Origin of the sequence: Pseudomonas arabinosi, from assembly GCF_047758675.1 — a bacterium.
GTDB classification, from domain to species: domain Bacteria; phylum Pseudomonadota; class Gammaproteobacteria; order Pseudomonadales; family Pseudomonadaceae; genus Aquipseudomonas; species Aquipseudomonas arabinosi.
In genome coordinates, this window is sequence record NZ_CP180480.1 from 820,230 (window position 1) to 834,817 (window position 14,588).

Here is a 14,588-nt window from a genome sequence, read left to right on the forward strand (position 1 = left end):
ACCCTGCTTCTGGATAAGTCACGGATTTTCTTCAGTTTCTGTGGAGAAAGTTTCCACGAAATCCACACTTGCCCCCATTAACTGTGGGTGGAGGTGTGGATAACTTGTTCGCTAAACCCTGTAAGCCACGTACCGTATAGGCCTGAACGGAATAGATCAGATTTCATACAGTTCTAGGTGGGATCCTTGACTTCGATCTGTCGGCTGTCTTCACTCACAGGGCACAAGGACAGCCGTCACTTATCCACATCTGGTTCAGGGAGAACGCGTGATGGATAGCCAGCCACATTGCTCACCCCCCATTCTCTGCGCGACCTGCGTGCCCACACCGGCGGCTTTGTTGCGCAGACGCATTCACCGACACGCCACCAATCAGCGCGCTCGTCTATAGCGCCTGACATTTCCAATGCCCCCGCTGGCTGCCGCTGAGTTCACTCAGTGGCCAGGTGTTCGTTCGCCCATCGATTGCAGGCAACCGCAGAGTTGCCCCATCTGCCTGAGAGAGGAATAGACCCATGACACGGATCGCAACGCCCATCAGCGACATCAAGGAACATTACGACGTGATCGTTATCGGCTCGGGTTATGGCGGCGGGATCGCTGCGTCGCGCCTGTCCCGCGCCGGCAAACGAGTCTGCCTGTTGGAACGCGGTCGCGAAATGCAGCCCGGCGAGTATCCCAACACGATGTTGGCGGCGACCGAGGAGTTGCAGGTGCATGACCCGGATGGCCACATCGGCTCGCGCACCGGCTTATTCGACCTGCACGTCAACGCCCAGCAGAACGTGGTGGTCGGTTGCGGCCTGGGCGGTACATCACTGATCAACGCCAACGTCGCCCTGGAGCCGGAGCCCGGTGTATTCGACGATCCGCGCTGGCCACTGGCGGTGCGTGAACATCGCGACACCTTGCTCAAGGACGGTTACGCCCGGGCTCGGGAAATGCTCAAGCCCATGCCGTACCCCAGCACTTCGCCGGTGTTGCCCAAACTCGAAGCCAACAAAAAGTCGGCGGATTACCTCAAGCAAGGCGCGCATTTCTACAGGCCGCCGATCAACGTGACGTTCGACAAACTGCCGAACAACCTCAACCACGTCGGCGTCGAGCAGCTGCCTTGCAATCACTGCGGCGACTGCGTGTCGGGCTGTAACAACAAGGCCAAGAACACCACGCTGATGAACTACCTGCCGGACGCCTGGAATCATGGTGCGGAGATTTTCTGCCAGGCCCAGGTGCGTCATCTGGAGCGCGACGGCGATGGCTGGATTGTGCATTTCCAGTACCTGGACAGCGGTCGCGAGAAGTTTTCGGCGCCGACGCTGTTCGTCAAAGCCGACATTGTGGTGGTCTCCGCCGGCACCCTGGGCTCTACTGAAATTCTCCTGCGCTCCCGAGATAAAGGCCTGTCGATGTCCGGCCAGCTCGGGGAAAACATGAGCGGCAACGGTGACATCCTCGGTTTCGGCCACAACTGCGAGCAACCGATCAACGGCATCGGTTTCGGCGCGCACCCGGCCAAGGAACTGCAACCGGTCGGCCCGTGCATCACCTCGGTCATCGACATGCGCACCGAAGGCGACTGGCGCAGCCGCATGGTCATCGAAGAAGGTTCGATCCCCGGCGCCCTCGGCCGGCCGATGGTGCCGAGCATGGCCGGGTTCGCCGAGCTGATCGGCAAACCCGCCGACGACAGTTTTACCGGCATGTTGAAGTACAAGGAGCGCGAAGCCGAAAGCTTTCTACGTGGCCCGTACTATGGCGCTCTGCACAACATGCAGACGTACCTGATCATGAGCCACGATAACGGCAAGGGGCGCATGGTGCTGGATAGCAAGGATCAGCTGCGCATCGACTGGCCGGGCGTCGGCGAGCAGGAAAACGTCAAGATCGGCAACGAACGCCTGCACCAGAGCACCAAGGCGTTGGGCGGGATCTGGGTCGAGAATCCGATCTGGACCAAGCTGCTCAAGCACAGCATCGTTTCGGTTCACCCGCTGGGCGGTTGCGTCATGGGCGAGGACGCGGAGCAGGGCGTGGTCAATCACAAGGGCCAGGTGTTCAGCGGGGCCAACGGCACCGACGTGTATGCGAGCTTGTACGTGACTGACGGCGCGGTGATTCCGACATCCCTGGCTGTTAATCCTCTGCTGACCATTTCGGCGGTGAGCGAACGCAATATGGGCCTGCTGGCCGCCGATCGCGGTTGGCAGATCGACTACACACTGCCCTCGGCGCCGCGCAAACAAGTGGCGCCACCGACCCTTGGCGTGCAATTCACCGAAACCATGAAAGGCTACTTCTCCCGGGCCTTCACGGCGGCCCAGAGCACTGACCTGAAGGTCTACGAAGCCGCGGCCAAACGCGGTGAGGCGGACAACTCGCCCATCGACTTCACCCTGACCATCACCGCCAACGACCTCAATCGCATGATCAAGGAACCGGAACATGCGGCCACTCTGGTTGGCACCGTCAACGCACCGGGTCTGTCACCGCAGCCGCTGACCGCCAGCAATGGCGTGTTCAACCTGTTCGAGCAGTATCAGGAACAGGTCGGCGTGCGGCACATGAAGTACGACATGAAACTGACCGCCGAGGACGGTAACGACTATTTCTTCAGCGCCTTCAAAACCGTGCCCGAAGACAACGGCGTGCTGAACATCTGGCACGACACCAGCACGCTTTACGTGACGCTTTATCGCGGGGCGGACAAGAGCGGTGAGGTGATCGGCTCCGGGGTGATGCATATCCATCCGACCGATTTCGCCAAGCAAATGACCACCATGAAGGTGCTCAACGCCCGCAACGAGCGCGAGCGCATTGAGGGCCTGGCGCGATTCGGCAAGTTCTTCGCCGGGATTCTCTGGGAAAGTTACGGCGGTGTGTTCGCTGGCGACATTTACTTCAACCCCGACGCACCACCACGGCTGAAGCGACCGCTGGATGCGCCGACACCGGCGGTGCATTTCTTCCAGACCGAAGACAGCGTCGAACTGCGCCTGACCCGTTATCAGGGCGGCAATAAAGGGCCGGTGATGCTGGTTCATGGCTTGGGTGTGGGCTCGAATATTTTCTCCACCGACACCATCCAGACCAATCTGTTGGAGTATTTGTGCAAGCACGAGTACGACGTCTGGTTGCTGGATTTGCGGGTGAGCATCCTGCTGCCGGCGAGCAAGAAGGAATGGAATGGCGACCAGATCGCCCAGTACGATTTCAAGGCTGCCATCGCGCAGATCCAGCAGGAAACCAAAGCGCCAGACGTGCAATGCCTGGTGCACTGCTACGGCGCGACAACCTTCTTCATGTCATTGCTGGCCGGGTTGCAGGGCGTACGTTCGGTGGTCTGCTCGCAGATCGCGGCAGATGCCGTTGTTGCCACGGCGACCGGCCTCAAGGCCGGTTTGCACCTGCCCGGCATGCTCGACGCCATTGGCATCAAATCCCTCACGGCGTACGCCGACAACAAGGAAAACTGGTTCAACAAACTCTACGACAAGGCTCTCAATGGCTACGCCCGGATCGAGGCCCAGGGTTACTGCACCAACCCGGTGTGCCATCGCATTACCTTCATGTACGCGTCGCTGTACCGCCACGACACCCTCAACGAAACCCTGCACGACAACCTGCACGAGCTGTTCGGCGAGTCGAACATGCACACCTTCGAGCACCTGGCGCTGATCGTGCGCAAAGGGCATCTGGTGGACTTCAAGGGCGAGGACGTCTACATGCCGCACTTCGACAGGCTCAGCATGCCGATCTGCTTTATTAGCGGGGCGGAGAATCAGTGCTACCTGCCGGAAAGCACGCTCAAGACCTACGAACGCGTGTGCAAGGTGCATGGGCCGGAGCGCTATAGCCGGCATGTAGTGCCGGGTTATGGACACATCGACTGCATGTTCGGCAAGGATGCGGTGGTCGATGTGTACCCGATCATCTTGCAACACCTGGAGAAAACCGCTCAGGGCTGAAATCACGCTATCCCCGTAGGAGCTGCCGCAGGCTGCGATCTTTTGATCTTGTTTTTAAAAGGCAACGTCAACAGATCGCAGCCTGCGGCAGCTCCTACGGGGGCGGTGTCTCGCTCGGGATGAACGACAAGGAAATGGATGATATGGACAGTTACATCCGCTGGTTTCAACGCTTCATCTGGCTAGGCATCGTGATGAACATGGTCTTCGCAATCCCGGCGCTTTTTGCTCCGGCGCTGCTGACCTCGATGCTCGGGATGCCACCGCAACTCTCCGATCCGTGGCTGGAAAACGCGGGCATGCTGTTGGTGGGGATCAGCCTGTTCTACATGCCATCAGGCTTCAACGCACCAAGATACGTCGTGCATTCGTGGCTGTGCGTGTTGTCGCGACTGGTCGCCGTGGCGTTCTGGATCTACCTGATCAATACCAGCAATCAGGCCCAGGTGTTCGTGCCGATGCTGCTGGGCGATCTGAGCATGTTCCTGATCCTCGGGATCCTGCTGTACCTGGGCAGCGCGCCGGCCAATCGGCCCTTGGCGTTGCTTCGCGACGGCTGGCTTGAGTGGCGTGCAGCGTGGACGCGACGCTGGCAGCGGCACAGCTTCAAGGTCGCCACGCTGGTCGTGGTGCTGGCGCTGGGATTCATCGGTTACCAGACCTGGTACCAGATGCTGCGGGTGGTGCCGGCAGAGCAATACGCCTCCGATGAAGATCACTACAAGTACGCCGCCATCGGCCTGGGCATCGAAGCGCGGATTCCCTATTACCTGTTCGCCGTATTGCCGCAGATGTGCCCGGAGAAAATGCCGAAACCCGGCGGCTACGAAGTCTTTGGTTTCCTCTACGAGAATGGCAACGATTTGCCCATCGGCATGGCCAAGCGGCAGATCGGCTACCCGACCGTGGAGCCCAACTGCGCCTTGTGCCACACCGGCTCCTATCGGGCCAATACCAGCGACGTCGCCATCCCGGTGGCCACTGCACCGGCCAATACCCTGCAACTGCAGGCCTTCCAGTGGTTCGCCTACGATTGCGCCAGCGACCCGAAATTCACCACCGACGCGGTGATGACCGCGATCAACAGCAAGTTCCAGCTCGGGTTCTTCGAGCGCTTGTACAACCGCTACCTGATCATCCCGATGGCCACGAGCGCGCTGATCAAACAGAAACAGGCCTATGCCTGGCAGCAACTGCGCGCACCGCAAGGGCCGGGGCGCACCGATACGTTCAACCCGACCAAAATGGTGGTGTTCGGCTTCCCGGATGACTCGACCATCGGCACCGTCGACTTGCCGCAAGTCTGGAACCAGAAGCCCCGGGAGTCGCTGTACCTGCACTGGGACGGCAATAACAATGATATTCATGAGCGCAACTACGCCGCGGCCATGGCCGTGGGCGCGACGCCGGAGTCGGTGCTGCCGGCCAGTTTCAACCGGGTGACCAACTGGCTGCTGGGCCACAAATCCCCGGCCTGGCCGTTCACGCTGGATCAGGCCAAGGTCGCCCAAGGCAAGCCAGTCTGGGAAACGAACTGCGCCAGTTGCCATGATTTCGGCCGCGCCGACACCGGTCAGGTCACCACCAACATTGATGAGCTGGGCACCGATCCCCATCGGCTGAACTCGTTCACCACCGGTTTAGTGACGGCCTTCCACGGCTTCAAGACATCGCCGTTCGATTTTGGCGCCTACCGCAAGACCCAGAGTTACAGCAACACGCCGACCGACGGTGTCTGGTTGCGTGCGCCGTATTTGCACAACGGTTCGGTGCCGACCCTGTGGGATTTGCTGCAACCACCGGAACAGCGGCCGCAGGTGTTCTTCACCGGCTCCGATGTGTACGACCAGGACAAGGTCGGCTTCGTCACCAGCGGTGAACAAATGAAAGCCTCGGCGGACTTCAAATACGACACGCGCCTTGAGGGCAACCACAACGGTGGCCACCTGTACGGCACGCAGCTGTCGGAACTCGATAAACGGGCGCTCATCGAGTTCATGAAAACCCTGTAATCCCACTACGGATGGAGGAATACCGACATGTCACTCGTCACTCATTGGGAACATGAATACGACAAGGTCAAGCTGCGCGTGCACGGGCTGTTCACGCGGCTGGAAATGTCCTGGAAGAAACTCGTCAGCGAGCTTGAGCCGGAGGAGTTCGAGGCCATCGTCGCGTTGCTGCAGCGCGGTCACGACCAGGCGCAGTACGTGCTCAAACACGGCGACTTGCCGGACGATCAGCCGAGCGTGCCGTGGGAGTTGTCCCACGGTTTGTCGATCCTGCACATCGGCAACGCCACGCCCTTGCCGCAATCGGTAGACGAGTTGCAAACCCGGGTACTCAAGGACGGCAGTTTGCTGGGTTGTCGCAAATGGGAGCTGCTGGATCTGCTGTGGAGCGAAGCGCTGCTGAAGTGGATCGAGAACCTGCGGCATCACGCCCCTTTCGCCACCAACCCGGCGCTGATGAAGATGGACAGCGACGTGGTGCTGGCAATCGCCGGGGACTGGGGCACCGGGCCGTTCGACAGTCATGCACCGGCGGTGGCGGTAGCCAATCAGATGCAACTGGCTCAGGCCGATTTCACCATTCACCTCGGCGATGTGTATTACGCCGGCACCCACTCTCAGGAAGACGTCGACATGGTCGGTTGGCCCATGGGCAAGCACGGTTCGTTCACCCTCAATTCCAACCACGAGATGTACAGCGGCGCCCACGGTTACTTCAAGGAACTGGCCAAACGTTTTCCGGCGCAGCAAGGCACCAGTTACTTCGCGTTGTACAACGACGACTGGCTGGTGGTCGGGCTCGACAGCGCTTATGCCTCTGATGCGATCAATCTGTACATGGACGGCACGTTGAACAAGGAGCAGATCGCCTGGATGAAAGACCTGCCTCAGCGCAAGAAGCTCATGGTGCTCAGTCACCATCAGGGTTTTGATATCTCCGGGCACAACAAGACTGCGCTGTATCAAACAGTGTGTGATGCCTTGGGGCGTGAGCCGGATTACTGGTATTGGGGGCATTTGCACAATGGCATTTGCTACGCCGCTCAGGGTGGCTTGCATGCGCGCTGCGCCGGGCACGGAGCGATTCCGTATGGCAATGCCAGCGAACTGGACGGGCATTCGCGGGTGTTGTGGTCGGAAACTCAAAATGCGCGGGATGAAGCGTACCCGGACAGGGTGCTGAACGGTTATGTGAAGGTGCGGCTGGTGGGAGAGAACATCGAGGAGACGTTTATTGGCGAGGATGGCAGCGTGAGGTGGTCTTCAAGCTGATCAGGTGAATGTGAGGCCGCCATCGCGAGCAGGCTCGCTCCCACATTTGATCTTCGGCGCACCAAAGATCCCCTGTGGGAGCGAGCCTGCTCGCGATGCTTTTGTTGTTAGCCCTGAACCGGAACCCCTTTGAGGTAAGGCGCAGGTTCCGCGCCCAGGTTGTTCAGCAAACGCTCGCTGTACCAGTCCACGAAGTTGACCACGCCAAACTCATAAGTCTTGGAGTAAGGCCCTGGCTGGTAAGCGGTGGAGTTGATGCCGCGCTGGTTCTCTTCGGCCAGACGACGGTCCTGATCGTTGGTCGCATCCCAGACCTGGCGCATGCGTTCCACGTCGTAGTCCACGCCTTCGACGGCGTCCTTGTGGACGATCCACTTGGTGGTGACCATGGTTTCCTGCGCGCTGATCGGCCACACGGTGAACACGATGATGTGGTCGCCCATGCAGTGGTTCCACGAGTGCGGCAGGTGCAGGATGCGCATCGAGCCCAGGTCCGGGTTTTTGATGCGGCCCATGAGTTTGGCGCAGCCTTGTTTGCCGTCCAGGGTCATCGACACGGTGCCCTTGAGCAGCGGCATGCGCACGATGCGGTTACGCAGGCCGAAGCTGGCGTGGGCGTAAGGGATCTTCTCGGCTTCCCAGGCAGCGGCGGAGGCGGCGACGTGGTCCTTGAAGGCCTGGTCGGCGCGCGGGTCGGTGACGTCGTCCCATTCCAGCAGGGTTTTCAGCAGTTCCGGGTGCGACGCGTTGCAGTGGTAGCACTCGCGGTTGTTTTCCAGCACCAGTTTCCAGTTGGCCTTTTCCATCAAGGTGGTGGTAATCGCCACCTTGGTGTTCTCCATATCGTACGGTTCCATGTAATGGTTCAGCGTCGACAGGAAGTCATCAATGGCTGGCGGATTTTCCGACAGGCTGATGAAGATGTAGCCGCCGGCGGTCTTCACGTTCACCGGTTTGAGGCCGTACTCCTTCATGTCGAAGTCGGCGCCCATCTCGGTGCCGGCGAACAGCAGGCGACCGTCCAGTTCGTACGTCCACTGGTGGTAGTGGCAGACCAGTTTGGCAACTTTGCCTTTTTCACTGGTGCACAGCCGCGAACCACGGTGACGGCAGACGTTGTGGAACGCATGGATCACGCCTTCGGCGCCGCGAATCACGATGATCGGGTTCTTGCCGACTTGCAGGGTCAGGTAGTTGCCCTTGGTCGGGATTTCGCAGGCCATGCCGGCGATCAACCACTCTTTCTGGAAGATCTCCTGCATATCGATATCAAACAGCCGCTCGTCAGAGTAAAACGGCTGCGGCAGCGAGAAAGTGCGCTCGCGTTCTTGCAGCATCTGCGCGGTGGCCTTGCGTGCGGGTTCCAGCGGATCGCCCAGGCTGATTTTTGCGGTGACGTCCATCGATTTGATCCTCAAGGCCATTCTGTGTGGCCGGCGAAAAGTGGCTAATCAGGTTTGCTACGCAAGGTGTAAAGCATGGTGTAAAGATTGTGTCTTGGTATGGAGCGAGTGTGGGGCCGGCGCTGGGCAGAACCTTATCCATGGGCGACATGGCCCAATCTGTTCCCGACGCGTAACCCCCGGTAGATGCGGGCTGGTCGCGATAAGTATGTGAATGTCGCAGATAGGTAAATGGGTGGTTCGCACGTTACGCAGAATCGCCAACATAAGGCCGACCATCGGCGGTGGAGAACAGCATGTCCAACAGCTTCCTGAATCCGGTAACCACCCAGACCTGGGCCAATGGTCGACACATCGTCCGTTGCGTCAAAGTCATCCAGGAAACCTGGGATGTGCGCACCTTCTGCTTTATGGCTGACCAGCCGATCCTGTTCTTCTTTAAGCCGGGGCAGTTTGTCACCCTGGAGCTGGAAATCGAAGGCGTGCCGATCATGCGCTCCTACACCATTTCCAGCTCGCCATCGGTGCCGTACAGCTTTTCCGTAACGATCAAGCGCGTCCCGGGCGGCAAGGTCTCCAACTGGCTGCACGACACGCTGCATGAAGGCCAGGAGCTGGCGGTGCACGGGCCGGTCGGGCTGTTCAACGCCATGGACTTCACCGCGCCGAAGGTGCTGTACCTCAGCGGCGGCGTTGGCATCACGCCGGTGATGTCGATGGCGCGTTGGTTCTACGACACCAACGGCAACGTCGACATGGTGTTTATCCACAGCGCCCGTTCGCCTAAAGACATCATTTACCACCGCGAACTGGAACACATGGCGTCGCGGATCGACAACTTCAGCCTGCACCTGATCTGCGAGAAGCATGGTCTGGGCGAGCCGTGGGCCGGTTATCGCGGTTACCTGAACCACAAGATGCTGGAGCTGATGGCGCCGGACTTCATGGAGCGCGAAGTCTTCTGCTGCGGCCCGACGCCGTATATGAACGCGGTCAAGCGCATGCTGGAAGCGGTCGGCTTCGACATGTCGCGTTATCACGAGGAATCTTTTGGTGCTACGCCAGCGGAAGCCCGTGCCGATGCGGTGGAGCAAGCCGAAATCGCCGCCGACGCTCCGGACATCGACGTGGCGGACCTGCATCAGGTGGAATTCACCGCGTCCGGGAAAAGCATTCGTGTGGCGCCGGGGGAAACTGTTCACGCTGCCGCTGCCAAGTTGGGGTTGTTGATTCCAAAGGCGTGCGGGATGGGGATTTGCGGGACGTGCAAGGTGATGAAGCTGGGTGGCGAGGTCGAAATGGACCACAACGGCGGGATCACCGAGGAAGACGAAGCCGAAGGATTCATTCTTTCGTGCTGCAGCGTGCCGAAGGGCGACGTGCGCATCGAGTTCTGATACACGCCACACAACCTGGGGGAGCGAGCTTGCTCGCGATAGCGGTAGGTCAGCCAACATCGATGTTTGATGTGCCGCCGTCATCGCGAGCAAGCTCGCTCCCACAGGTTTTGTGTCTCTTCTGATCGATTGTTTTCTTCAGTCGACAAATAGGTCCGGCATCAGCTTGTCGTTGGTGCCGGGCTCAAAGCGGTAGTGATCGAATTCGGTCACGCCATGCTCCCGTAGAATCTCTTCATCAATCAACAGCCGACCGGTAATGCTACGTCCGTTGCTGCTCAGAATCGCGTAAGCAGCATCCGCCATGATCGCCGGCGTACGCGCATGCTTGAACGACTCACGTGATCCGAGCTGAAACTCGATCGCTGCCGTCGCAATCATCGTCTGCGGCCACAGCGAATTAACGCTGATGCCATAACTGGCAAATTCCTCGCTCATGCCCAGGGTCAGCATGCTCATGCCGTATTTGGTCACCGTGTAGGGGCTGTATTGGGCGAACCATTTCGTCGCCAGGTTCAACGGTGGCGACAGGTTAAGAATGTGACCATTGGTTTTCTTCAGATAGGGCAGGGCAGCCTGGCTGCACAGCAGCACGGCGCGGGTATTGATCTGATGCATCAGGTCGAAGCGTTTGAGTTCGATGTGTTGAACCCCGGTCAATTTGATCGCGCCGGCATTGTTGATCAGCGCATCAATGGCGCCGAAATGTTCGTGGGCCTGGGCCAGCGCCTCACGCACCGCGACTTCGTCACGCACATCCACCTGCAAGGCCAACGCCTTGCCGCCCGCAGCTTCGACTTCCTTCGCCACGCTGAAAATAGTGCCCGGCAACTTGGGGTGCGGCTCGGCGCTTTTAGCGGCAATCACAATGTTGGCCCCATCCCGCGCAGCCCGCAGTGCGATCTCACGACCAATCCCGCGGCTGGCGCCGGTAATGAACAGGGTTTTGCCTTTCAATGACATGCGTGCGCTCCTGATTATTATTGTCTGAGCAGATCAAAACAGCTCGCAGTCAAATGTAGACCAACTCTCCAGCCGCCACTGATCGTTCCCACGCGGAGTGAACGATCAGCAGGCTGGCGGGTGTTAGCGGGACATGACTTCGCGAATATCCGCCGCCAATTCCCGTACGCGTTCTTCTTCGGTGTCCCACGAGCACATGAAGCGTGCGCCGCCGTTGCCGATAAAGGTGTAGAAGCGCCAGCCCTTGGCTGTCAGTGCGGCGATGGCCGGTTCCGAGAGTTGCAGGAACACGCCGTTTGCCTGCACCGGGAACATCAGTTCCACGTCTGGAATGTCGCTCACCAGTTCAGCCAACAGTTGCGCGCAGTGGTTGGCGTGTTTGGCGTATTTGAGCCAGGCGTCGTTTTCCAGAATCCCGACCCAAGGCGCCGACAGGAAACGCATTTTCGAGGCCAGTTGCCCGGCCTGTTTGCAGCGGTAGTCGAAGTCTTCAGCCAGCTTGTGGTTGAAGAACAGAATCGCTTCCCCCACCGCCATGCCGTTTTTCGTGCCGCCGAAGCACAACACGTCGACGCCGGCCTTCCAGGTCAGGTCGGCCGGCGAGCAGCCGAGGAAAGCGCAGGCGTTGGAGAACCGCGCGCCGTCCATGTGCAGGTTCAGGCCCAGCTCTTTGCAGGTGGCGCTGATGGCGCGGATTTCTTCCGGGGTGTAGACGCTGCCGACTTCGGTGGCTTGGGTCAGGGTGACTACGCGCGGTTTCGGGTAGTGGATGTCCTGGCGCTTGAGCGCGATTTCGCGGATCGATTCCGGGGTCAGCTTGCCGTTTTCAGTGCGGGCGACGAGCAGTTTGGAACCGTTGGAAAAGAATTCCGGTGCACCGCATTCGTCGGTTTCGACGTGAGCGGTTTCCGAGCAGATCACGCTGTGGTAACTCTGGCACAGCGACGACAGGGCCAGGGAGTTGGCCGCGGTGCCGTTGAAGGCGAAGAACACTTCGCAGTCGGTTTCGAACAGTTTGCGGAAATCGTCGGACGCGCGTGCCGTCCATTCGTCGTCGCCGTAGGCGCGTTGGTGGCCGTGGTTGGCCTGTTCCATGGCCGCCCAGGCTTCAGGGCAGATACCGGAATAGTTGTCGCTGGCGAATTGTTGGCTCTTATCGGTCATGGCCCTGCTTTCCGTGGTCGAGACTCTTATGGTGAAGAACCTCGTGGTCAATGATGGTGCGCACTTTACCGAAGATCATCCGGAGAGCACACGCGATGTGTCTGACAGAAAAATACAAAGACGACGGGCAATTATGCACATGACGCAAAGGGATGGGGCACTGGATCTGCTCAAGTGGCTGGCGCTGTTGAGCATGGTGCTCGATCACCTGCGATATGTCGGTTATTCCGTCGATATTCTGTATGTTCCGGGTAGGCTGGCCTTTCCGTGGTTCTGTCTGGCGATGGCGGCAAACCTGGCGCGGGTCCGCGTCGTGGCGACCGACGGCCAGTGGCGCTATCTGGGCTGGTTGCTGCTGTTTAGCGCCATCAGCGAAATTCCCTACCGAATGTACATACCTGATCCCGACACCTTGAACGTGCTGCCCACGTTGGCGCTGGGGTTGCTAATAGCCCGTGGCTGGCAGGACCGAACCCTGCAAGCGCGACTGTTGGCGGCAGGCGCCTTGCTGCTGGCGGCGCTGTTCCCGGAGCGACTGATGTTCGGCTTCTTCGGCGTCCTGTTGCCGCTGGCGATGTTGCTGGTGATCAAGCGTCCCTGGTACTTCAGCCTGTTGCCGGGGCTGGTCTGCCTGGCGGCCAATCAGTGGCCAGTGCTTTATTCCTCCGCGCAGTTTCACAATGTTGAAGCCATCCTCGGCATCGCCACTTGTCTGATCGCGCCACTGGCCGGCCTGCTTTTGCTGCGCCACGCCGGCCAGTTCAAACCTCCGCCACCGATGCGTCGCTGGGCGTATGCGCTGTATCCGCTGCATTTTCTACTGTTGCTCGCAGTGCGACAGATCATCGCCTAACCCCTGTGGGAGCGAGCCTGCTCGCGAATGAGGGAGTGTCAGGCGACATCAATGTTGCTGACTCACCGTCATCGCGAGCAGGCTCGCTCACAGGGGATCTCTGTTGGTTTGGAGAGTGTGTTCGGCATGCCATTTCCCGCCATGTCGTAAACGCACCTTTGCGTGGCGTCCGTAGGCATTTGGCCTGTCTGCGCCGGTCATACCATCGCATTCAAAGGGCACTGTCGAAACACCAGTGCCTTACCGAGACGAATGGCGCATAGATGCCGCTGGGAGAGACGCGATGTTCAGCAAGCAAGACCAGATCCAGGGTTACGACGATGCACTGCTGGCGGCGATGAATGCCGAGGAGCAACGCCAGGAAGATCACATCGAGCTGATCGCGTCAGAGAACTACACCAGCAAACGCGTCATGGAAGCGCAAGGCAGTGGCCTGACCAACAAATACGCCGAAGGCTATCCGGGCAAGCGCTACTATGGTGGCTGCGAGCACGTCGATAAAGTTGAAGCGCTGGCCATCGAACGCGCCAAGCAGCTGTTCGGTGCTGATTACGCCAACGTGCAGCCGCATTCCGGCTCGTCGGCCAACAGCGCCGTGTATCTGGCCCTGATCCAGCCTGGCGACACCATCCTCGGCATGAGCCTGGCTCACGGTGGTCACCTGACCCACGGCGCCAAAGTGTCGTCCTCGGGCAAGCTGTACAACGCCGTGCAGTACGGCATCGACACCAAAACCGGTCTGATCGACTACGACGAAGTCGAGCGCCTGGCCGTCGAGTGCAAGCCGAAGATGATCGTTGCCGGCTTCTCTGCCTACTCCAAGACCCTCGACTTCCCGCGTTTCCGTCAGATCGCTGACAAGGTCGGTGCACTGCTGTTCGTCGACATGGCCCACGTCGCCGGTCTGGTCGCTGCCGGCCTGTACCCGAACCCGCTGCCTTACGCTGATGTGGTCACCACCACCACCCACAAGACCCTGCGCGGTCCACGTGGCGGCCTGATCCTGGCCAAGTCCAACGAAGAAATCGAGAAAAAGCTCAACGCTGCCGTGTTCCCGGGTGCCCAGGGCGGTCCGCTGATGCACGTGATCGCTGGTAAAGCGGTGTGCTTCAAGGAAGCGCTGGAGCCGAGCTTCAAGGCTTACCAGCAACAAGTGATCGACAACGCCCAGGCCATGGCCGGCGTATTTATCAAACGCGGCTACGATGTAGTGTCCGGCGGCACCGATAACCACCTGTTCCTGGTCAGCCTGATCCGTCAGGGCCTCACCGGCAAAGAGGCGGACGCAGCACTCGGTCGCGCCCACATCACCGTGAACAAGAACGCTGTCCCGAACGATCCACAGTCGCCGTTCGTGACCTCCGGCCTGCGCATCGGCACCCCGGCGGTGACCACGCGCGGCTTCAAGGTTACCCAGTGCGTCACGCTTGCCGGCTGGATCTGCGACATCCTCGACAACCTCGGCGACGCCGATGTAGAGGCCAATGTTGCGCAGCAAGTTTCGGCCCTGTGCGCGGACTTCCCGGTTTATCGCTGAGCGCGGTTTTGGAGTAAAT

9 protein-coding genes are annotated in these 14,588 nt (G+C 59.7%); 6 read left to right on the forward strand and 3 right to left on the reverse strand.

Annotated features, from left to right (window positions below; all coding sequences use genetic code 11):
- The first annotated feature begins 515 nt into the window (after window positions 1-515).
- The 3 genes from ACMXYJ_RS03765 (at window position 516) to ACMXYJ_RS03775 (ending at window position 7,252) form a co-directional block, all read left to right on the forward strand.
- Window positions 516-3,968, forward strand: coding sequence for a GMC oxidoreductase (locus ACMXYJ_RS03765; protein ID WP_415758828.1), 3,453 nt, complete (start codon window positions 516-518; stop codon window positions 3,966-3,968).
- Window positions 3,969-4,111: 143 nt separating this feature from the next.
- Window positions 4,112-5,980, forward strand: coding sequence for a hypothetical protein (locus ACMXYJ_RS03770; RefSeq protein WP_415758829.1), 1,869 nt, complete (start codon window positions 4,112-4,114; stop codon window positions 5,978-5,980).
- 27 nt (window positions 5,981-6,007) lie between these two features.
- Window positions 6,008-7,252 carry a metallophosphoesterase family protein gene (locus tag ACMXYJ_RS03775; protein WP_415758830.1) on the forward strand — a complete coding sequence of 415 codons (1,245 nt, stop codon included), beginning with the start codon at window positions 6,008-6,010 and terminating at the stop codon, window positions 7,250-7,252.
- A 107-nt stretch (window positions 7,253-7,359) separates the two neighbouring features.
- Here ACMXYJ_RS03775 and gbcA read toward each other — a convergent pair whose 3' ends face one another.
- The gene (gbcA, locus tag ACMXYJ_RS03780) at window positions 7,360-8,655 is read right to left on the reverse strand and encodes a glycine-betaine demethylase subunit GbcA (RefSeq protein WP_046045311.1); all 1,296 of its coding nucleotides are present in this window, start codon (window positions 8,653-8,655) and stop codon (window positions 7,360-7,362) included.
- A 296-nt stretch (window positions 8,656-8,951) separates the two neighbouring features.
- Between gbcA and gbcB the strand changes: the two genes are divergently transcribed.
- Window positions 8,952-10,052 (forward strand): glycine-betaine demethylase subunit GbcB, encoded by a 1,101-nt coding sequence (gene gbcB, locus ACMXYJ_RS03785; protein WP_056739089.1) that lies wholly within the window; start codon window positions 8,952-8,954, stop codon window positions 10,050-10,052.
- Between the two features lie 138 nt (window positions 10,053-10,190).
- Here gbcB and ACMXYJ_RS03790 read toward each other — a convergent pair whose 3' ends face one another.
- Window positions 10,191-11,015, reverse strand: a complete 825-nt coding sequence (locus tag ACMXYJ_RS03790; protein WP_415758831.1) for an SDR family oxidoreductase — start codon at window positions 11,013-11,015, stop codon at window positions 10,191-10,193.
- 123 nt (window positions 11,016-11,138) lie between these two features.
- Complete coding sequence (locus ACMXYJ_RS03795) at window positions 11,139-12,179, reverse strand: low specificity L-threonine aldolase (RefSeq protein ID WP_415758832.1); 1,041 nt, start codon at window positions 12,177-12,179, stop codon at window positions 11,139-11,141.
- Window positions 12,180-12,312: 133 nt separating this feature from the next.
- Here ACMXYJ_RS03795 and ACMXYJ_RS03800 point away from each other — a divergent pair, with 133 nt between their 5' ends.
- Both ACMXYJ_RS03800 and glyA read left to right on the forward strand, forming a co-directional pair.
- Window positions 12,313-13,032, forward strand: a complete 720-nt coding sequence (locus ACMXYJ_RS03800; RefSeq protein WP_415758833.1) for a TraX family protein — start codon at window positions 12,313-12,315, stop codon at window positions 13,030-13,032.
- A 283-nt stretch (window positions 13,033-13,315) separates the two neighbouring features.
- A complete protein-coding gene (glyA, locus tag ACMXYJ_RS03805) occupies window positions 13,316-14,569 on the forward strand; it encodes a serine hydroxymethyltransferase (RefSeq protein WP_415758834.1) in 1,254 nt (417 codons plus the stop codon).
- Window positions 14,570-14,588 lie beyond the last annotated feature (19 nt).

Coding starts and splice junctions, on each gene's coding strand:
- gbcA (WP_046045311.1), bottom strand. CDS start 8,655: ATGGACGTCACCGCAAAAATCAGCCTGGGCGATCCGCTGGAACCCGCA.
- gbcB (WP_056739089.1), top strand. CDS start 8,952: ATGTCCAACAGCTTCCTGAATCCGGTAACCACCCAGACCTGGGCCAAT.
- glyA (WP_415758834.1), top strand. CDS start 13,316: ATGTTCAGCAAGCAAGACCAGATCCAGGGTTACGACGATGCACTGCTG.
- ACMXYJ_RS03765 (WP_415758828.1), top strand. CDS start 516: ATGACACGGATCGCAACGCCCATCAGCGACATCAAGGAACATTACGAC.
- ACMXYJ_RS03770 (WP_415758829.1), top strand. CDS start 4,112: ATGGACAGTTACATCCGCTGGTTTCAACGCTTCATCTGGCTAGGCATC.
- ACMXYJ_RS03795 (WP_415758832.1), bottom strand. CDS start 12,179: ATGACCGATAAGAGCCAACAATTCGCCAGCGACAACTATTCCGGTATC.
- ACMXYJ_RS03800 (WP_415758833.1), top strand. CDS start 12,313: ATGCACATGACGCAAAGGGATGGGGCACTGGATCTGCTCAAGTGGCTG.
- ACMXYJ_RS03775 (WP_415758830.1), top strand. CDS start 6,008: ATGTCACTCGTCACTCATTGGGAACATGAATACGACAAGGTCAAGCTG.
- ACMXYJ_RS03790 (WP_415758831.1), bottom strand. CDS start 11,015: ATGTCATTGAAAGGCAAAACCCTGTTCATTACCGGCGCCAGCCGCGGG.